This is a genomic window from Bacillus sp. FSL W8-0183, from assembly GCF_038006825.1.
Classification (GTDB): domain Bacteria; phylum Bacillota; class Bacilli; order Bacillales; family Bacillaceae; genus Bacillus; species Bacillus altitudinis.
On record NZ_JBBOVY010000001.1, the window covers coordinates 3,415,987 to 3,436,893 of the forward strand.

The window sequence follows — 20,907 nt, forward strand, 5'->3', positions numbered from 1 at the left end:
TAACATTTGGAGGTGCTTTTCTTTTGGCTAAATTTACAATTGAAGATAAAATCAAAGCGGTAAAACGATACCTCATTGACCGCGAACCCCTGCTTGGAATTGCAAAACAGATTGGCGTGCACAAAAGCATACTTCAATATTGGGTCAGAAAGTATCAATATCATGGCGAAAAAGCTTTTTCAAAGTCATATACAAATTATCCAGTCCAATATAAACTAGACGTACTTGATTATATGAATGAACATGGGACGTCTATCTTGGAAACAGCTGCACTCTTTAACCTGCCTTCTGATACAACGCTTTGGAACTGGAAGCGCATCTTGGAAACACAAGGAGTAGACGCCCTTCAATCTAAGAAAAAGGGGCGTCCGTCTATGAAAAAGAAAACTGGAAAACAAGAAATAACGAAAGGATCAATGGAAGCGTTACAGGCAGAAGTAGAACATTTGCGCATGGAAAATGAGTATTTAAAAAAGTTGAATGCCTTAGTTCAAAACAAGGAACAATCACCAAACAAGACAAAGCGCAAGTAGTCTATGATTTAAGGCATCAATATCCGGTGAAATCACTTCTTAAGCTCGCATGTATTCCACGCAGTACCTACTATTACTTGATCAAGCATTTAGATCGTCCTGATCAGGATGTCGAACTGAAAAAGATGATTCAAACCATTTATCAGGAACATCAAGGACGTTATGGATATCGCCGGATTCGTGATGAACTAATCAACCGAGGACAAAAGGTGAATCACAAAAAAGTCCAGCGCATCATGAAAGTTCTAGGGCTAAAATGCATGGTCCGAGTGAAGAAATATCGTTCATACAGAGGCACAGTGAACAAAATAGCGCCTAATATTTTGGCTCGTCATTTTCAAGCTGATAGACCAAATGAGAAATGGGTCACAGATATAACGGAGTTCAAGTTATTTGGTCAGAAGCTCTATCTTTCGCCCATATTAGATCTATTTAATGGTGAAATCATTACCTATACAGTCGGTTCAAGACCTGTTTACTCACTCGTCTCAACGATGCTTCATCAGGCGTTCAACCGTTTAGATGAAGAGGAGAAACCAATGATACATTCTGATCAAGGATGGCATTACCAAATGAAGCAATATAGACACGCCTTAAAAAAGCGTGGGATTACACAGAGTATGTCCCGAAAAGGTAACTGTTACGATAACGCAGTTATCGAGAACTTTTTTGGTATCTTAAAGTCTGAATTTCTATACCTAAAAAAATTTGAGAACATCGAACACTTCAAGCAAGAACTTGAACAATATATTGATTACTACAATCACACACGTATAAAGACAAAACTAAAAGGCATGAGTCCGATACAATATCGAACTCATGCCTCGAAAGCTGTCTCATAAAAAAACGCGTCTAAATTTAGGGGGTCACTTCATTCCTTGGAAGCGGGCTGTTTTTTATTGTCTTTTGACCATACGTTTGTAGAATTTCGTAAATGGTTTAAACTCTTCGTTCACCAAACCAGTGACTTCAGCGATAACTTGCATAAACATGACCAGTAAAAAGATGATGATCAATGACAGCCAAATGGTGGCACTCGTCAGCAAAATCGCGCTTAAGCTGAAGACTAAGCCAATCATGTAAATCACAATCACTGCCATTCGATGTGATAAGCCAAAGGCCATCAGTCGATGATGGATGTGTGATTTGTCAGGTGATGAGATAGGCTGTTTATTCAATATTCGTCTGATGATCGCAAAGGTCGTATCAAAAATAGGCACACCTAAAATAATTACAGGGACAACAACACTAAACAAAGTAACACTTTTGTACAATCCTAAAAGTGACAGGACCGAGATCATATAGCCTAAAAATAACGAACCTGTATCACCCATAAATATTTTTGCTGGATGGAAGTTATAAAAAAGAAAACCGATGGTACTGCCAATGACGACAAGAGATAACGAAAGAATCAGGATCTTGTCCGCAGAAAATGCCATGACGGCAATCGTGGTTAAACCGATAACCGAAATTCCGGCAGCCAGTCCATCTAATCCGTCAATTAAATTGATCGCATTTGTAATCCCAACAATCCATAGTACAGTCAGGGGATACGCCATCCATCCTAACTCCAGTCGATCTGTTAAGAAAGGAACAGAGAAAAAGTCCATTTTTAAGCCCGTGCTCACGATTAAGCAAGCAACGAGAACTTGCACAAGAAATTTAAATTTTGCACTTAAATTATATTTATCATCAAATATACCTAAAATGACGATGAGTACAGCGCCAACTGATATAGCTGTAATTTTATTATGTAGAAACAGCCCGCCTGCTAGTGCTCCAGCCGCTACCCCAATAAAAATCGCCAAACCGCCCATTCGAGGCATTACTCTATCATGAACTTTTCGTTTATTCGGCTGGTCCACTGCACCAATCTTAATTGCAAACTTTTTGACGATTGGTGTCACAATTAAAACTGTAGCCAGAGAGACAAAAAACGCTAATAAGGCGCGTTCGTAATCCATAGGTCAGTCTCCTTCTAAATTGAAATCTGTATTTTGTATATTGGCCGCTCTTTCCATTATACAATTGAATATAGGATGATCACAAGCTCCCCCTAAGAAGAAGAAACAAATAAAAACGCACAATCCTGAATGAATTATGCGTTTTCTTTAATATTCGTTAATTCCACCATGTTTGTGAACAGTGCGTGCCAATCTTTTTTCTTTGCCCGGCTTTGTCTTAGATGTCTGCATTTCATGTCATCTTTTTTACTGATCACTTTCTGGCAGGCTTCTACGAAGAGAGCTGGATCTTCGCCCTCTACATATTCATACACATCATTCTCTTTTAGCCTTTCCGTTGATGGAAGATTTAAACCAACAACAGGGATTCCGGCAGCTAAAAATTCATACAGCTTGAGCGGAAAAACCGCTTGATTGTAAGGAGACTGTTTGTATGGCATCATCCCTACATCAATTAATTTCATATAAGCAGGCACTTCTTCTGGTGCGACTGCTCCTGTCCATAGGACATTGGACAGTTTGAGTGCATGCTGAAAAGATGGATCTCCATTCGTTCCATCCGGACCGACAAATAAAAATGTCCAATCTGGTTGCATGCGAGCAGCTTGAGCGATCATGTCAAAATCGAGCTTCGGCTTGATCCCACCTATAAAGCCAAGAACCGTTCCCTCTCTTCCCTCTAGCACGTCTTCCCTGCTAGGGAGGTTGCTTTTTGCAAACACATCATACTCGACGCCATTTTCCACTGTAAAGACATCTTTCGGTTCACCCATGAGCCTTTTTTTGATTTGATCATGTAAGTATTGTGAAGAGCATGTAATGCTGTGTGCATATTTAATAATGCGGTTTTCAGCTTTTACAATGACTCGCTGTCTCATATAAGAGAGAATGTTGTTTTTTCCGCTGATGGGCTCTCCCCACAGGTCACTGCAATCATACACAATATGTTTCCATTCAAATAAAGAAGATAAGAGCGGAAATCCCGGAAACGTATACCATAAACAGACGGCTATGCCCTGCTTTTCTTCTTGACGCAAATGCTCAAGAAGAGGAGATAATTTATGAAAATAAAACATATCTTGATAACGGCCAAAGCGAAAAAACTTGCTCTTGAGCACATCAGGAATGGTCATTTGCTTCATTCGATCCGTTATAGGCTGAAAGGGAGCTGAATGACGAGTGACAGATGGGCATACCCAGATGACCTCTTTCGTTTCTGGATCAGATGCAAGAAATTCCGCCAGTCGATGCCGTCTGTACCTTAGGCCATCGTGTCCCCATTCTCCCGTTGCGACAATCACATGTATGATCGACTCTGCTTTCACCTTTATCACCTTTTTTCCCTTCTGTTTATAAGCGCTTTTTGACAGCATTTGTGGCATAGTGCATAAAACACCAAGATGCTTTCACAAAATGAAGCTGCTCAATTTCTCTGTAGACAAACCATGTTTTTTTCGCTGCTTTCCACTTGTTACTAGAAATCGAGTTTCCCACGATGCGATATTCACTGAGCGGCTCACTCATTCCATAGGCAGTAAATCCTTTTTTTAAAATAGAGAGCCATGTGGCTAAGTCCTGCCTTGTTCGAATGTTTGGCATTTCCACGTGTCCTACTTGTTGAAGATCGAGCATCACCGTCAAACAGCCGATAATCGTATTTTTTAAAGCTTCATTGTAGTTCAACTGAGCCGGCGCTGTGACGGTTTTTTGTAACGGCTCTCCATTTTCTGAAATGATGTCATATGCCGTGAAAGTAAAGGCGTGATCATTATCTAACATAAACTTGACCTGCTTTTCGAGCTTTGTCTGTTTCCACATATCATCGCTATCTAAAAAAGCGATAAAGCGGCCTTTCGCCTGTTTGATGGCGGTGTTTCTAGCAATAGCGGCTCCCCCGTTTTCCTCTAAATAAATGACGTTGATTCTGTCGTCCGTCTGACTTAATTCCCCTAACAACTTCCTTGTGCCATCTGTTGAGCAATCATCTGCAATGATCAGCTCCCAGTTGGAATAGGTTTGGGCAAGGACGGAATGAACTGTATCCGTTAAATAACGTTCCGCATTATACGCCGGTGTAATAATTGATACTAACGGTTGATTGTTCACCTAAGACTCATCTCCAGTTCATCATTAAGATTCTTTGAACACTTCAGGTAACACCACAAACATAAGCGAGATGCTAAGGCCAATGACAAGTCCAAGCAGTGCTCGTTTTTTCGCTGACATGCCTTTGCCTGCTTCATCAAGCACTTGGGCAGGATCGACAATCTTTGCCTGCTTCATCCCGAGCTTTGTCGATTCCAATTCATATAAAAATCGTTCTTTATCGACCTTGGAGTCATTGCTGACAGATTCATCTTCAAGAGCGGATAGTCTCCTTTCAATGACTTGCTGTCTTTTCGTAAATAAGGCTTTGTCCTGCTTTAAAAATGTATCTGACACTTGTTTCACTACCGCCAAAGCTCGAGCTTGATCAGCATCTGTAAACGACAACTGCAATTGTGTATCGGACTGGTTCGTGAGAATCAAACGATTTTTCACATCCTGCCTTTCTTCTTCCTTTACATCACGGAGTGCTTGATTCAGAAATGCATCACTTTTTAATAGAGATGTCACTTCTTCCATATTGTTATACACACCGTCGTCATATTTCCCAAGCGTCAAGGTCACAGCAGCTGTGTAACTAGACTGTTCTACTGTCCCCTTGGCAAAAAAGAAACCAAAAGCAGCCAATACAACGGGCAGCAGCACAAGCCATACGATATATTTTTTCGTTCGCTTCCCTATTCTTAACATAAAACCAGACATGCTCATTCTCCCAACATTGACGTATTTGCTTTTTCACTAGTGTAGCCATACAAACTCAGCATCACACGTTTGCCCACGGCTTGAAGCGCTGTTTATTTTTCATGATATTGACCGCTGCGATCACTAGACCTAGAAACACCCAGTGGAAATATAAATTCGATACGGAACTAGGACTGATACTTGAGACGAGAAAGCTCAGCATGGCAGCAAATAGACCTTCAATGATCATCTTGGCTGATCTCGTGTCAGCCAATTGGTATTGTTTGTACAGCGAGAACATGAGATAGGCATACACTGAGATATAACCTAGCATGACGGCAAACCCAAAATTCGTCATCACCTCTAGCAGCCAATTGTGAACTTCCACGACCTGATCTGTATCAAAGATAGAAAAGTGAGCTAAGTAATAAGACACATTGCCCGCTCCGACTCCGAAACCGTATGAATTTGCAAAGAAATGCCAGGCGTTTTTGATTAAATTCGCCCGGGCAATGTTGGACGGAAGTGGTTCGCTGAAAGAATGAGCGACCTGAGAAGCGAGAAACAAGTCATAAAAGACAGAATAGATTTTGGCTGAAAAAATGGCGATACAGATGATAACAAGCCCGCCTGCTGCCATGATAGACCACTTTTTTAAAAAGCGAGGCATCAGCAGCCATACATAGATTGCCGCTCCGGCTAATATGCCAAGCAAGCTGGCGCGCGATTCTGTTAACAAAATGAGATACAGCGCTAAGATGGCTCCTAGTAATCCGAACGCTTTGATATAACCATTTTTCATTTGGCGCATACACGCCACATATAAGAAAAAGCTAATAGATAAAAACGTCGCAAAGTCATTTTGATTAAAGAAGACAGCTGTAGGATAGTGCTGTTTGTACGCTGGTCCAAGATACAATGAGGTATTCGGTAAATGGTTCAAGGTCAAGTGATTATAGAACCCGATTCCCATCACAAATACGGTCATGACTAGCCAAATACTATAAAAAGTCACGATCTGATCCATTCGCTGAATGTACATGACCACAAGAAAGACAAAACCCATTCCCATCGCAAGAAGAGACATATATTTCAGGCCGTCTGTGACCGAATGAGCCCAAAGCAGTGAGATGAGTCCGTAAAGAAACCATGCAGCGAAAAAACCAAGAATGCCTTTAACGCGAATTTGCTGCCACTGGGATATGTACGTTCCTTTGTCCCTCATCCGCCATATGAATAAAGCAAAGACAGCCAAGAGCATGATGCGGTAGAGAAAGAGACTAAAGAATCCGGCACTGATAGAGAAAAAAGCGTTATTGAGAAATGTTAATGCAATCAAAAGGTAAATGGCTGACATGAATATGTGCTCACCATTCATGTAGAGCTTCATACATATAGCAGCCGCTATGAGCACCACAATCAAAACCGGAATGACCACCATCTTCTTTAACCCGATAGGCTGCGTGGATGCCATTTGTACAAGCCAGATACCTGCTGCTAATAAAATACATCCGATTATGATTTGCCATGCTGTTTGTTTCACACTCATACCCATGTTCCTCCTAAGCAACCCATCCGATTTGAGGGATTAAGCCTTTACTTCCTGTTCATAGTAGGAAATGGTACGAGCCAAACCTTCTTGTAAACTCACAACAGGCTCCCATGCTAAGACTTGTTTCGTTTCCTCATTTTCCAATGTACTATGCACAATATCTCCTGCACGCTGAGGCTTATAAATCGGTTCAAGATCTGATCTCGTGACTCGCTTCATCGTTTGAAACAGCTCATTCACCGTGATGGAATGACCACTTGAGATATTTAAACAAACGTTTGATTGAGCTGTTAAAGCTGCAACATTCGCTGCGGCTAGATCGCCTACATAGATGAAATCTCTTGTTTGTTCCCCGTTTCCGAAGATGAAAGGTGCCTCATTTTTCGCAAACTTATCAGAGAAAATAGAGACAACACCACCTTCACCAAGTGCATCTTGGCGCGGACCATATACATTGCTGTACCGCATGATACAATAGTCCACATCATAGAGTGATTTCGCCATCTGTAAGTATCGTTCAACTGTGAGTTTCGACAAGCCATAAGGTGAACCAGGCTGCAGTGGATGAGCTGTGTCGACCGGCAGATAGACTGGGTCTCCATAGACTGCTGCCGATGAGGCAAACACCACTTTCTCCACCCCGGCTTCAGCCGCTGCTTTGATCACATGCAGCGAACCTTTAATATTGACCTCTTCGTCATAGACGAAATGTTGAACCGAAACGGCTACACTCACTTGCGCTGCAAGATGAATGATATAATCTGGTGCAATGTGTTTGATCAAATCGACCGTTTCTGATTTTGTGACATCTGCTTCAATGCATTGTACGGAAAGATGAGCGATATTTTCCTTCGATCCAGTTGAAAAGTTATCAAGAACGATGGGCTCATAACCTTTCTCTAATAAAGCCTCTACCGTATGAGATCCTATAAATCCACTTCCCCCAGTTACCAATACTTTCTTCATCCAAGTTCCCCCTATTATTGTGCCTTCGATACCAATTCTGTTTCCCATACGCCTGGGCGGCCGATGGACTGGTAAATAAATCCTCTCTCTTTCATTTCTGCTGGATCAAACAAATTCCTTCCATCAATTAAAATGGGAGAACGAAGCAGCTGCTTGATCTGATCCTTATCCATCTTCTGTACGTCATCCCATTCCGTTAAGATGAGACAAGCATCTGTATCTTTCACTGTTTCATAGAGATCATTGCTGAAGACCGCCTGCGGGCCAAGCTCTCTTTCTGCTTCTACATAAGCAATTGGATCATAGGCTTTGACAAAAGCTCCGAGCTCTCTCAGCATTGGGATAATATCTAGTGCTGGGGCTGAACGCATATCGTTTGTATTTGGTTTAAATGCGAGCCCTAAAACGGAAATCGTTTTTCCTTTAATATCACCGAACACACTCATCAGTTTGCTGACAAGATGGGCTCTTTGGTGGTTGTTTGTTTCAATGACAGATTCGATCAGCTTGAACCGGTAGCCAGCTGTTTCGGCAATTTTGAGAAGAGCCATCGTATCTTTTGGGAAACAGGAACCGCCAAATCCAATGCCTGCTTTTAAAAATTTATGCCCGATCCGGCTATCTAACCCAACGCCTTCGCTGACTTTTTCCACATCAGCACCAACTCTCTCGCAAATGTTCGCAATGTCATTGATGAATGAGATTTTTGTGGCGAGCATGGCATTTGCCGCATACTTAATCATTTCTGCACTTTCTAGATTGGTCTCAACTACTTCTGTTTGAAACGGATCATGCAATTTTTTAATGATCGTGGATGCATGTGAGCTTGTAGAGCCAATCACCGCTCTCTCCATATTCATCGTATCTTGAATAGCTGAACCTTCCCGCAGAAACTCTGGATTGGAGACGACGTCAAATGGATATTTACTGCGTGAAGCCTTTTGAACAATGGCTTGAACAAGACGTCCTGTTCCAACTGGCACTGTGCTCTTATTCACGATGATTTTGTAGCCATTCAGGTGTTCCCCAACCGTTTGAGCCACAGCTTTCACGAATGTTAAATCCGCTTCCCCCTGAGGTGTCATTGGTGTTCCTACAGCAATATAAATAATCTCTGATTCTCGAATTGCAGCGGGAATATTGGTTGTAAAACACAATCTTCCCTCTTCTGTATTCTTCTCAATCAATTCCTTTAAGCCCGGTTCATAAATTGGAACGAGACCGCTTTTTAAGCTGTTGATTTTTGATTCGTCGATGTCACAACAAATGACGCGATTTCCGATATCAGCAAAACAAGTACCCGATACTAACCCGACATATCCTGTTCCAATCACAGCAATTTTCTTCAACATGTTTCATCCTCTCAGTAAAAGCATATTGGTCGTTCCAAACTGTTTATCTATCAGTCTTTGCACATTTCATCCTGTTTAAACGGTGGATGTTGATTGATTCAGCACCTTTTCATATTGCTGCATCAGGAGCTTAGCATTATGTGATGATGAATAATCTGTATGGACGATGTGGTGAAGATCGTTCTTCACTTGCTCGTTCCATCTGTTTTCATAAAGATAAGCGTGAATCGCTTCTTTTAGCTGACTCGTTGAACGTGGTTCAATGAGCAGATGTTGATAGGTAGAAAATAGTGATGGGAGACCACCAACCCGTGTTGCGATGACAGGCAGTTTTAAAGCGAGCGCCTCAAGGACGACAGTCGGCATTCCTTCACTGTAGGATGGAAGGGCAAACAGGTCAGCTGCCATTAAATAATGTTTGACTTGTTCATTCGGCACCTGCCCCGGGAGTATAATGGTTTCTCCCGCCCGTTCGGCCAGCTCCTTTGCGAGGGGCCCTTTTCCGACAAAGACGGCTTTTACACCCTCCATCCCGCTGACAGCTTCCGCTAATTCAAGCAAACCTTTCTCTTTGACTAAACGGCCGACAAAAACGACGAGCTTGTCGTGAAGCGGTAAACCAATCTGCTTTCTGATGGCTGTTTGATCCCCCAGTGTTCTAGAAAATGACTTGAGCGGAATTCCAAGCGGGAGGCATTGTGCATCCACCTCTGTCATGTCATGTGTTTTCTTTGCCAGCTCTTCACTCACTGTGAGAACAGCAGACGCCTGTTTTACTGCTGCTTTAAAGGCGGCAAGCGCCCCTTGGCTATAGGTTGGATAGACGTTCACATCACTGCCGTGTAAGGTCAGAAGATAAGGGATGTTTGCTTCCTTTTTGATCACAGCTGCTGCGCCGCCAGACGGCATAGCAAAGTGCGCATGGATGAAATCCGGTGACAGTTCATAACGCTCCATTGTGCGCAGGACAGAAGCTGCGATTCGGTTACTCGGCTGAGCCCATTTTAGCTGTCCAGGCAGCGCTGTATAGGGCGGTCTGTAAACCGGCACGCCGCACCTCACTTCCTGCTGGGGAAGATCTTTTCTCTGACGATAGGAAGTTTTAAGCATCCGTAAGATGGGCGGATTGACAGGAGTAGGACAAATCACGCTCACTTCTACGCCCTGTTTGACCAGCTCCTGCACTTGCGTTTCATGGAAGACGCCTTCACTTGGATGTTTTTCACTAGGATATACACTTGTCAGCCATAGCACCTTCATGACGAACGACCTCTTCTCCATAATTTTCCTGCCATTTGCGGATACATTTTGACAAGTAGCAAGCTATATAAAGCCGCACTTAAAACAATCGTCAGTAGTAATTGAAGCAGTATATCCGCTGATGTCAGCTTCATCCCTTGATGAATAGTCACTGCGCAGGCGGCCATTAACAACGTCATGACAGCAGGCTTTACGAGTGATTTTACATACACCTTCATATCTAGCTGAATGACATAAGCCATCAGCCACCTGCCGACAATGAAGTTCAGCAGACTGACCCCTGAGTAGACCCAAGCTACAGTCAATAGACTGCCGGTATGGACTCCTGCATATAAGGCGCATCCATATACGATGAGCATGCCTGTATCCCAATAAAATGCTAAGTCAGCTCTCCCTTTTGCAAGAAGGATGGAACCATTTGGATTCATCAGCACACGGAGTAGACCGACAATGCACAAAATATTCAAAACCGGGACCGCCACTAGCCATTTCTCTCCAAACACCACTTCTATAAAGCTATCTGATACGGCAGCAAGACCGATGAGTAGTGGAAAACTAATGAGTGCAAGCATATTCGTCATGCTGAGGAAGCCCTCACGCAGCCTAGAGTGATCACGCTGACTTTTTGCGAAAACTGGGAAAGCCACTCTCGTCACAATCGGGTTAATTTTCAGCACCGGGATTGTGACGATTTGATAAGCCAGGCTATAAATCCCTAATGCCTCTGCTCCAAGAAATCGTCCTATTAAAATCATGTCGATGTTTGAGCCTGCCCGATTGACGAGTCTTGACGCAAGCTGGAAAGCCCCGAAGGAGAAAAACTCTTTCACTTCCCCTAATGCGAAAACGGGTGCTGGGCGCCACTTCTTCCAATAAGCCGCTGCATACATGAGACCTTTTCCTGATTGAAGCAGCACTTGAGAGATCACATAGGCCACAATTGGATTGATAAAAAAGGCTAGGATAAGTAGAACAATCAGCGAAATGATCGTCGCTATCGTCTCAATCGTACTTAAGGTTTTAAAGGCTAAATCTTTCTGCATCATGTATTGGTATTGCTGACCAATTGGTGCAATGAGAAACATGATTGATAATAACTTGAGCAAGCCTTCCAGCTCAGGTCTGGCATAAAAGGCGGCAATCAAGGGACTTGCGAGGATCAATACACAAAACAAGAGAATTCCCGTCAGCAAGTTGATCCAATATAATGTAGATAATTGACGTTCCGTCGTTTGTTCCTTTTGAATGATCGCAGCACCGATGCCTAGATCAAGTAAAATCTGTGTAAATATTGTGACCGTTGTGATCATGCCAACGAGTCCAAATTCTTTCAGTGACATTACGTTTCCTAAAAAGGCGAACTGTGCAATTTGGATGATGGTAATGATCAATGCGGACAAGCTTGTCCATTTTGCTCCGCCCAGCAGGCGATTTTTCATACTTGCCATTTCTCTTCCCTACTTTACTTATCTGGCTCCGTCACCAGTCACGATGACTTTTAACGTTTTTACCATAATCTTCGTGTCGAGAGAAAATGTCAAGTTTTGAATATACTGTAAGTCATGTGATAATTTTTCACTTGGACTCATTTCATATCCCCCATTTACTTGAGCAAGACCTGTCAGCCCCGGCTTCACTGTCAGTCTTTTTGTAAAGCCTGGAATCGTCCGATTAAATTCGGCAGTAAACATTGGTCTTTCAGGACGTGGACCTACAATACTCATTTCTCCTTTTAACACGTTGATAAATTGCGGCAGTTCATCAATTCTTGTTTTTCTGATGAATGCCCCCACTTTGGTGATACGAGGGTCATTTTTTTGCGCCCATTTCGCTCCTCCGCTTTCTGCGTTGGTTCTCATCGATCTGAGCTTCCATAATTTAAAGTAGACACCGTCTTTTCCGACCCTTTCCTGCATATAAAAGGCTGGCCCTGGTGTTTCTAGCTTAATTAAAAGGGCAAACAGTAAAATGATTGGCGTACTCAACATCAATCCGATGAACGAGAACACAACATCTATGAAACGTTTTGCAAATAAATATCGAACCATATGTTCTGTTAAAGCAAAAGAGTGGTTTCGTCTCACTTCATATTCTCTGTAAAGGTTCATCGCTTTCTCTGCGCTCACTGACCTGCACCTCACCATTCAAAGTAGTTGTTGTGTAAAGAGATGTTCTATGAAAGTCAGTTTAGCAGAGCAACATTAAGCAAATGTAAATGGGCTGTTAAGTCTTGTAAAAGTGTGTTAAGAATGTGCCCTTATATCAAGTTATGCCCTTTTAAACGTAAAAAAGACCCGCATTTCTGCGGGTCTACGTGTCTTTTTTTATTTTGCCTTTACGGATTCGATCGTCTTCAGTCTAAGCGTTCCGTTTGCATCTTTTGTATAAGTTACTTTCACTTTTGATTCTTCTTTTAGGCTGTTCACTTGTTTAGAAAATGTATTTCCGAATTGAATGGCTACTTCTTTTCCATCAATGTTGACAGCAATTGTATGTCCATCAGCCAAACCGACATATGTGCCTTCTTTGGTGACTTCATTTTTCTTCGTTGTAGATTCTTTTTTTGTTTTAGATTCAGCTTTTGACTGATCGTTTGTCGTTTCTTCTTTTGTGATTTCCTTACTTGAGCTTTCTTTTGCATCTTCATCAGATTGACCTGCTTGGTCTTCTGTTTGAGCAGCTGTTTCTTTGCTTTCATCATCTGCTTTTTCACTTGCAGACTTGTCTTCCGTCTTTTCATCTGTTGCATTTTCTTTCTTTTGATCTGCTGCTTCAGTTGTTTCTTTTTTGCTGTTATCCGTATTGTTATCGTTTGACTGATTTGATGTGCCGCATGCTGTGAGCATTACACCTAGAAGTAAAACTAAAAACGGCATTGTGATTAATTTTTTCAAGATCGTCACCTCTTCATGATTTGTCGATTTGCTGTTTGAAGATTATGTGTGAACTATTCATCTTCTATATTTCAATTATAACAAAGATAACCGGAAATGAAATGTATTTTTAACTTGACACACAGTTGATTAGACAATCACTTCAAGACCTTTGAAAAAAGGCTGCCGAGAAACGTTCTCGAACAGCCTAAGAGGAGTATCTGAGGCACCCCCATCTTGTATTTTCTTATTTAAAGTAACCTGACACACCACTGGCAATGCCTGACGCCAATCGATCTTTATACGTAGCAGACTTCAAGATGTTTGAATCAACTGGACTGGACACAAAACCAGTTTCAAGTAAAACACTCGGCATTTTAGATTTTTTGATGACATAGAACCCTGCTATTTTCACACCACGGTCCCTTGTGCCAAGTGCACTGACCATTTTAGGCTGAATATTTTGCGCAAGCTTCAAGCTGTTTGTTGCCGCATATGTTTTGTCATAATACGTTTCAGTTCCATTTGCACTGCTGTTATCATTTGAGTTCGCATGGACACTGATGAAGATATCTGCTTTAGCATTTGCACCTTTAATTACACGCTGTTCAAGAGTATCATACGTGTCTTTCGTCCGAGATAACGAGGTTAGAGCCCCAGCATTTATTAATTTTGAATTTAGGCGTTTTGATACATCTAGGTTTACGTTTTTCTCCAAAAGACCGTAGCCAATTGCCCCAGCATCATGTGCACCGTGACCAGGATCAATAAATACTTTCTTTCCTACTACTGGATTTTTTAATTGAGAGAGTACATTTGAAGAAATAACAGTTGTTCCCCCAATTGCACTAAACCGTGTGATCTTTTTTTCTCCAATAATTTTTCTAGTTGGAGTAGGTAAGCTTTTATCATTAGTGAAAATAAAGGCTTTTCCTTGTTTTGCTGCTAAACTTGCTCCACTTACGGAATCAGCATATGCAAATCCATTACTAATAAACGTATTGTTCGTACTCATATTATATTTTCTTACTACATTTGCAGCTGTGTCATAACGTGTCGCTCCTCCAACCCTTGTTGGCGAAGGTAATTTATTGAAAGTAGCTTTGTTTACTCTTGATTCTCCACCAATGACAATCGTCTGCTTGATTCCTCTGTTTTTAAGATAGGAAGCAGTCACGGATTGTAAACCCTTGCTATTTGTCAATAAAATAGGGTAACCCATTTTTGCAGCATAAGGCGAGATAGCAACAGTATCTGCATAAGCAAAACCATTTGCAACAATCGCTACATTTGTAATTTTCATCTGTTTGGCAATTAAAGTGGCAGTGTCATAACGAGTTTTTCCAGCAATTCTACTAACAGATATCCCCATCGATTTTAATTGATTGGCCACCTTATTTGAAATATTGCTTTGACCCCCAATAATAATCACTTTTTTCGTTTTCAAGCTTTTCAATCCGCTTTTTGTTTCAGGAGATAAGTTGTCTTTGTTCGTATATAAAACAGGTGCGTCTTTTTGTTTTGCGAAAGGAACAGAACTAAGAGCATCTGCATAAGCAGTTTTCCCAACTAATACAACTGTATTAGCTGTAGTCCACCCTTTTTTGGCTGCATTTACAGCCGTTGAATAACGTGTTTTTCCATCTACTCTTGTTACAGAGTTATCCGCTAAAGCTGATGGTATAAACACAAATAACGCCACTATTGATATAAATAGCATTTTTATAAATGCACGCATGATCAATACCACCTTTCTAATAGTTTGTTAATTTTGTACCTGGATAGTAGAACGAAAGTATGGAAGAATATGACTCTCCAGATTCAGCTCTAGCTTTAGATCCGTATTGGCTCATGCCAATGCCGTGACCATATCCTTTTCCTGAAATCATGAAGTCATTTGTATTGTTTTTGACTGACGCAAATGTACTTTTTACTTTTGTTGCGCCCATGACTGATCTAAACTCGGTCATCTTCATACTTGCCGTAGTGCTTTTGTTTACTGTATACGTACCTGTTTTGTTTTTCAGGTGGTATGTCAGCTTGATCGAAACCGTCTTTGCACGCTGGCCTTTTGTTGTTCCTGAGAACGTCAGACTTGAGATGGATGCGATTTTCATATCAGACGCAGCCGTTTCTTTGTTTTTGAGCAGCCATGATTTGAGACCAGCAAGATCAGCAGCATTTGTCTCTTTTGCCTTAGACCACTGAGATGCTACTGTACTAGCAGTCAATGATGTGCCTAGCTGCTTTTTAGAAAGTTTCAGTGTCCATGCATTCACCGGATCTTTTGTATCCTTTTTGGCCACTAGGTACGGCAGTGCATTTGCCCACACTTCTTCACTTGCCTCTGTATAGCCGCCATTACTAGAATAATAGGTGGCTGAAATGAGCTGGTTGTTGTATTTCAGTACTTTTCCTTTTGTGGTATCGACAGCTTTTGTCGAATTCGTGTACCAGTTATACCCTCCATATACTTGGAAGGCTGTTGTATCAGGTACGACTTTTCCAATACTGTTCACCGAATACGTTCTAGCGGCAACTGCCTGTGCTTTTAACGCTTCAACATGCCAGCTTGCAGGCATTTCATATGGCACTACGCCTTTTAGGTAGTCTTCAAATGGAATGTTTTCATTAGTTGGTCTAATATATCCTGACTCAAGAACAAAATTCATATTTCCTAAATAAGGCTTTCCAGCAATTTTGAGAACATTAGAAGTTGAATATTTTTCAGGAACGACCCTTACCGATGTACCAATTGTTTTAATTCCTTTGACTGAAATTTTCCCATTAGTCACATTCAATTGATATGGCGTATTTTTCTTTAAGTAAAATTCATTTGCTAAGCTCTTTTGAAGGTTTTCTGTTATCGCACTAGTACCACCAGCTATTTGAAAAGAGTATGTACCTTTATCTTTTAATAAGTTTTTAACAGGTGTTGGCAGGCTGTCTTTTTTTACAAGAACCATTGCCTTATTATTTTTTGCTGCTAAGACAGAAAGTGGCACTGCATCTAAAAAGGAAGCTCCATTAGCTATATAAAGCTTATCAGCATTCATATTCATGGCTTTCGCTATGTTTACAGATACATCATAGCGCGTAGCTCCACCTATTCGTGTCACTGAAGCCGTTTTTTTAATTTGGTTTTCAATATTTTTATTAACTGCAAGTTCTCCACCAATAATGGTTACTTTTTTAGGAATCCGATAGTTAGGTAGAGTTGTTTTTGGCGCAAGTAAAATTGGGTACCCATTCCGTGCCGCATAAGGAGCTGCTGAAGCACCATCTGCAAAAACACGCCCTGTTACGACAACAGCTTGACTATAATTACCCATTTCTTTCGCAACATTCTTTGAAACTTCATAGCGAGTTGCTCCACTTATTCTTTTAATTTTCCCATACTTCTTTAAAGTTTTTTCAGTGTTTGTAGATACAACTGAAGTGCCTCCAATAATTAAAATATTATCTGGATTCATTTTTTTAATCTGATTCTCTGTGGTTTTTGTTAATTGACCAGCCTCTGTATAAAGAATAGGCGCTTTTAATTTATAAGCCAAAGGAGTAGCTGTAATCGCATCAGAAAAAGCATTTTTATTTACAATGACTACAGTCCCTGGATAACTCCAACCAGCTGATGCAATTAAATTGGCGGTGTCATATAATGTCTTTCCAGCATATCGGGTGACAGAAGAAACATTGTTCCCCTTTACTTTATATGACCCTGATGATGTGATGTCCAAACTTTTTTTATTACCAACATAGTTTGATAACTTAACTGATATGGTGGAATTTGCAGCTAAGGTTTTTTGTGGAGTTGAGATACCTGCAGTTATAAGAATCGCAACTACTGATAAAAGGAATTTCTTCAATTTTGTTCATCCCGCCCATCTTTTTTACTTCTGTTTTTCAATCTTTTGAATTTCTTTTTGACCACTATTATTGATAAAGTAAGTGATCTTTACTTTATTACCTGATTCAAACTCATTTAATACATCTTTAAAATTATCAGTAAACTCGAAATTTAAGGTCGTATTCACTTTTTTTACTTCGACTGTATGTGCATCAGCCATTCCAATAAATTCAGCTTTTTCTTCCAGCACCTGAGGAGTTGAACTGCTTGTCTTGTTTTCTCCTGAGGATTGCTCAGCCGTTCCACATGCTGTGAGCACGATACCTAGTAGTAGTATTAAGAACGGTAAAACGACGATTTTTTTCATTTTTTTCACCTCATGTCTTTGTATCGTCTTATAACTTAATATTTTAAGGTAAATTTAAGGTTTTTTGAAACCTTTTTTTTGTTACAACGTCTATATCTAGGTTCAGAGTAAAAAAATAACTTGTTTATCAAGATTCGTAAACCTATAATCATGGAAGAATGATAGAAAAGGTGAGGGACAGAATGAGAGCAGAGAGAAAAAGAAAGAAAAAGAAGGTTCTTTGGATTGTTTTATCGATTATTGGCTTATTCGTATTAGCCACTGGCGGATACGCGTATCATCTTTGGAATACAGCCGCATCAACTGTCGCAGGCATTCAAGAGAACTTAAAGAAGTCAGATAAGCGTGACAAAGATGTCGATTTAAGTAAAAAAGACCCGATCTCCATTTTAGTCATGGGTGTCGATGAAAGAAAGAATGACCGAGGCCGTGCAGATACATTAATATACATGACTGTGAATCCGAAAACGAAAACAACTGAGATGGTGAGTATCCCCCGTGATACGTATACAAAAATTGTCGGAAAAGGCACAATGGATAAAATCAACCACTCCTACGCTTTCGGCGGTACACAAATGGCGGCAGATACAGTAGAGGAACTGCTTGATGTACCTGTGGATTACTTTGTAAAAGTCAATATGGAAAGTTTTAAAGACATTGTCGATACACTTGGCGGCATTACGGTGAACAGCACGTTTGCTTTCAGCTATGATGGCCATTCATTTGGTACAGGAGAAATTAACCTGAACGGTGATCAAGCCCTTGCCTATACAAGAATGAGAAAGCAAGATCCTAAAGGTGACTTCGGCCGTCAGCAAAGACAGCGACAAGTCATTGAAGGCATCATTGCAAAAGGGGCTAACATTTCATCTATTACGAAATTCGGCGATATGTTTAAAGTCGTTGAAAATAACATGAAAACGAATATGTCCTTTGACGACATGTGGACGATGATGAATGATTATCGTGATGCAAGACAAAATGTGAAACAGCACGAGCTGAAAGGTACAGGCGCACGAATCAATAATATTTATTACTATCAGCTTGATGACAGCAGTTTAGCGAAAGTGAAGAAGGAATTGAAGGATAGTTTGGAGCAGTAAAAAAGAAGACTACATTCCTGTAGTCTTCTTTTTTTATGATTGGAATGGGGCTGGTTTTTCATCACTTAAACCAAAACGATGAAGGAGTTCTTGGACAATTCGTTTCGATGCTTGTCCATCACCATATGGGTTAGAAGCCTTCGACATGTTATCATACTCTTGCTTGTCTTCTAACAGCTCTTTTGCCATCTGATAAATGGTTTCTTCATCGGTTCCTGCAAGCTTAAGCGTACCAGCTTTCACGCCTTCAGGACGTTCTGTTGTATCACGCAGCACTAATACTGGCTTTCCTAAAGAGGGAGCTTCCTCCTGCACACCGCCAGAATCCGTTAAAATAAAGTGCGACGCAGCAGCGAAGTTATGGAAATCAACTACTTCAAGCGGCTCAATTAAGTGCACACGATCAAGATCACTGAATTCTGTCTGAGCCGCATCACGAACAGCAGGATTTAAATGGACAGGGTATACGACTTGAACATCTTCAAATTCTTCGACAACACGGCGAATCGCTCTAAACATGTTCTTCATCGGCTGACCGAGATTTTCTCTGCGATGAGCCGTTAATAAGATCATTTTATCTGAACCGATCTTCTCTAAAATTGGATGTTGATAGTGTTCTGTGACTGTTGTTTGCAACGCATCAATGGCCGTATTCCCTGTCACACAGATGGTTTCTTCTTTTTTATTTTCTACTAAAAGATTCTGCTTCGCCTCAGCCGTAGGGGCAAAATGAATGTCAGCAATAGTGCCTGTCATTTGGCGGTTCAATTCCTCAGGGAACGGTGAGTATTTATTGTGAGTTCTTAAGCCAGCTTCGACGTGGCCGACAGAAATTTGGTGATAGAACGCAGCCAAACTTCCTGCAAAGGTTGTCGTTGTGTCGCCATGAACAAGCACAATATCAGGTTTTTCTTCTTGGAATAATTGATCTAGTTTCAACAATGCATTTGATGTAATTTCAGATAATGTTTGGCGCTGCTTCATGATGTTTAGATCATGGTCTGGCGTAATAGAAAATGCCTCAAGAACTTGATCTAGCATTTCTCTATGCTGAGCTGTTACAGTGACAATTGAATTTATTTGTGGATGTTTATTAAGTTCAAGGACAAGTGGAGCCATTTTGATTGCTTCAGGTCTAGTACCGAAAATAGTCATTACATTTAGTTTTTTCACTTGTTTATGCCTCTTTCCATCATTACATATTGTTTTTATTATACAGAAGATCTCTAAGAATGATAAACTAACCCTGCTAAAATTAATAAAATTTTCACAGATCTGATTATTTATACTTACAATTTTTTATTAAAATTACTTTAAACATCATAAAATTATTTGATTACTTTTAAAAATAAGGTAGAATTTAGTGGTATTCTATTAATTTTCACATCAGTAGTTAAGGACGGTGCAAAATAAATTGAAAAAAGTACGTAAAGCCATTATACCAGCTGCAGGTCTTGGAACACGTTTCCTCCCTGCAACAAAAGCTATGCCTAAAGAGATGCTCCCAATTGTTGATAAACCAACCATTCAATATATTATTGAAGAAGCTGTTGAATCAGGAATCGAAGACATTATTATCGTCACTGGAAAAGGAAAAAGAGCAATTGAAGATCATTTTGATTTTGCTCCAGAACTTGAGCGTAACCTAGAGGAAAAAGGGAAAAAGGAGCTGTTAGAAAAAGTAAGGAAATCTTCTAACATTGCTGATATTCACTACATTCGTCAAAAAGAACCAAAAGGTCTTGGACATGCTGTTTGGTGCGCACGCAACTTTATTGGTGATGAACCCTTTGCTGTTTTATTAGGTGATGATATTGTACAAGCCGAAACACCTGGACTCCGCCAGCTGATGGATGAATATGAAAAAACTCTATCATCTGTCATTGGTGTTCAGCAAGTAGCAGACAACGATACGCATCGCTATGGGATCATCGACCCTCTTACACAAGAAGGACGCCGCTACCAAGTCAAAAACTTTGTTGAAAAGCCGCCACAAGGAACAGCACCATCGAATCTAGCCATCTTAGGACGCTACATTTTTACGCCAGAGATTTTTATGTACCTTGAACAGCAAGAGATTGGTGCAGGCGGGGAAATTCAGCTGACAGATGCCATCCAGAAGCTGAATGACATTCAGCGCGTATTCGCCTATGATTTTGAAGGTAAACGATATGATGTCGGTGAGAAGCAAGGCTTCATCGAGACTACTCTCGAATTTGCCCTTCAAGATGAGGAACTGAAAAAGAAACTCATTCCTTTTATGAAACAGCTTCTCGAGAAAGAAGAAGTAAACTAAAAAAGCT

18 protein-coding genes are annotated in these 20,907 nt (G+C 40.7%); 3 read left to right on the plus strand and 15 right to left on the minus strand.

What is annotated here, in order from left to right:
- Positions 1-23: 23 nt before the first annotated feature.
- Positions 24-1,375, plus strand: a protein-coding gene (locus NSQ64_RS18095; RefSeq protein WP_268356789.1) for an IS3 family transposase whose coding sequence is annotated in 2 segments (ribosomal slippage) — positions 24-468 and positions 468-1,375 — 1,353 coding nt in all. Because the reading frame shifts where the segments join, the coding sequence is not laid out codon by codon here.
- A 54-nt stretch (positions 1,376-1,429) separates the two neighbouring features.
- Here NSQ64_RS18095 and NSQ64_RS18100 read toward each other — a convergent pair.
- From NSQ64_RS18100 to NSQ64_RS18165, 14 genes are all read right to left on the minus strand, one after another.
- Complete coding sequence (locus tag NSQ64_RS18100; RefSeq protein ID WP_024719245.1) at positions 1,430-2,497, minus strand: glycosyltransferase family 4 protein; 1,068 nt, start codon at positions 2,495-2,497, stop codon at positions 1,430-1,432.
- A 134-nt stretch (positions 2,498-2,631) separates the two neighbouring features.
- Positions 2,632-3,879 carry a teichuronic acid biosynthesis protein TuaH gene (tuaH, locus tag NSQ64_RS18105; RefSeq protein ID WP_341017655.1) on the minus strand — a complete coding sequence of 416 codons (1,248 nt, stop codon included), beginning with the start codon at positions 3,877-3,879 and terminating at the stop codon, positions 2,632-2,634.
- Entirely contained in the window at positions 3,848-4,603 is a 756-nt protein-coding gene (tuaG, locus tag NSQ64_RS18110; protein WP_024719247.1) for a teichuronic acid biosynthesis protein TuaG, read from the minus strand. The genes tuaH and tuaG overlap by 32 nt, the downstream gene beginning before the upstream one ends.
- A gap of 24 nt (positions 4,604-4,627) precedes the next feature.
- Complete coding sequence (gene tuaF, locus NSQ64_RS18115; protein WP_282745875.1) at positions 4,628-5,305, minus strand: teichuronic acid biosynthesis protein TuaF; 678 nt, start codon at positions 5,303-5,305, stop codon at positions 4,628-4,630.
- 61 nt (positions 5,306-5,366) lie between these two features.
- Positions 5,367-6,833: a teichuronic acid biosynthesis protein TuaE gene (tuaE, locus tag NSQ64_RS18120; protein WP_335364164.1), complete on the minus strand. Its 1,467-nt coding sequence runs from the start codon at positions 6,831-6,833 to the stop codon at positions 5,367-5,369.
- Positions 6,834-6,872: 39 nt separating this feature from the next.
- Positions 6,873-7,802, minus strand: a complete 930-nt coding sequence (locus tag NSQ64_RS18125) for an NAD-dependent epimerase/dehydratase family protein (RefSeq protein ID WP_268381891.1) — start codon at positions 7,800-7,802, stop codon at positions 6,873-6,875.
- 14 nt (positions 7,803-7,816) lie between these two features.
- Positions 7,817-9,154 (minus strand): UDP-glucose 6-dehydrogenase TuaD, encoded by a 1,338-nt coding sequence (tuaD, locus tag NSQ64_RS18130; RefSeq protein ID WP_008348289.1) that lies wholly within the window; start codon positions 9,152-9,154, stop codon positions 7,817-7,819.
- A 75-nt stretch (positions 9,155-9,229) separates the two neighbouring features.
- Positions 9,230-10,414: a teichuronic acid biosynthesis protein TuaC gene (tuaC, locus tag NSQ64_RS18135; protein ID WP_341017661.1), complete on the minus strand. Its 1,185-nt coding sequence runs from the start codon at positions 10,412-10,414 to the stop codon at positions 9,230-9,232.
- Positions 10,411-11,862, minus strand: a complete 1,452-nt coding sequence (gene tuaB / locus NSQ64_RS18140) for a teichuronic acid biosynthesis protein TuaB (RefSeq protein ID WP_341017662.1) — start codon at positions 11,860-11,862, stop codon at positions 10,411-10,413. The genes tuaC and tuaB overlap by 4 nt, the downstream gene beginning before the upstream one ends.
- Before the next feature lie 18 nt (positions 11,863-11,880).
- The gene (locus tag NSQ64_RS18145) at positions 11,881-12,540 is read right to left on the minus strand and encodes a sugar transferase (protein ID WP_008348294.1); all 660 of its coding nucleotides are present in this window, start codon (positions 12,538-12,540) and stop codon (positions 11,881-11,883) included.
- A 198-nt stretch (positions 12,541-12,738) separates the two neighbouring features.
- A complete protein-coding gene (locus NSQ64_RS18150; RefSeq protein WP_019743577.1) occupies positions 12,739-13,308 on the minus strand; it encodes a hypothetical protein in 570 nt (189 codons plus the stop codon).
- A gap of 226 nt (positions 13,309-13,534) precedes the next feature.
- The gene (locus NSQ64_RS18155) at positions 13,535-15,025 is read right to left on the minus strand and encodes a cell wall-binding repeat-containing protein (RefSeq protein ID WP_319078302.1); all 1,491 of its coding nucleotides are present in this window, start codon (positions 15,023-15,025) and stop codon (positions 13,535-13,537) included.
- A gap of 16 nt (positions 15,026-15,041) precedes the next feature.
- Positions 15,042-17,153, minus strand: a complete 2,112-nt coding sequence (locus NSQ64_RS18160; RefSeq protein ID WP_268381894.1) for a SpoIID/LytB domain-containing protein — start codon at positions 17,151-17,153, stop codon at positions 15,042-15,044.
- A 24-nt stretch (positions 17,154-17,177) separates the two neighbouring features.
- Positions 17,178-17,501 carry a LytA gene (locus NSQ64_RS18165; protein WP_171465829.1) on the minus strand — a complete coding sequence of 108 codons (324 nt, stop codon included), beginning with the start codon at positions 17,499-17,501 and terminating at the stop codon, positions 17,178-17,180.
- Positions 17,502-17,683: 182 nt separating this feature from the next.
- On the opposite strand from NSQ64_RS18165, the gene tagU reads away from it, so the two are divergent.
- Positions 17,684-18,604 (plus strand): polyisoprenyl-teichoic acid--peptidoglycan teichoic acid transferase TagU, encoded by a 921-nt coding sequence (tagU, locus tag NSQ64_RS18170; protein ID WP_008348305.1) that lies wholly within the window; start codon positions 17,684-17,686, stop codon positions 18,602-18,604.
- Positions 18,605-18,637: 33 nt separating this feature from the next.
- Here tagU and wecB read toward each other — a convergent pair whose 3' ends face one another.
- Positions 18,638-19,777 (minus strand): non-hydrolyzing UDP-N-acetylglucosamine 2-epimerase, encoded by a 1,140-nt coding sequence (gene wecB / locus NSQ64_RS18175; protein WP_041507851.1) that lies wholly within the window; start codon positions 19,775-19,777, stop codon positions 18,638-18,640.
- A 241-nt stretch (positions 19,778-20,018) separates the two neighbouring features.
- Here wecB and galU point away from each other — a divergent pair, with 241 nt between their 5' ends.
- The gene (gene galU, locus NSQ64_RS18180; RefSeq protein ID WP_265153831.1) at positions 20,019-20,900 is read left to right on the plus strand and encodes a UTP--glucose-1-phosphate uridylyltransferase GalU; all 882 of its coding nucleotides are present in this window, start codon (positions 20,019-20,021) and stop codon (positions 20,898-20,900) included.
- The last annotated feature ends 7 nt before the right edge of the window (positions 20,901-20,907 follow it).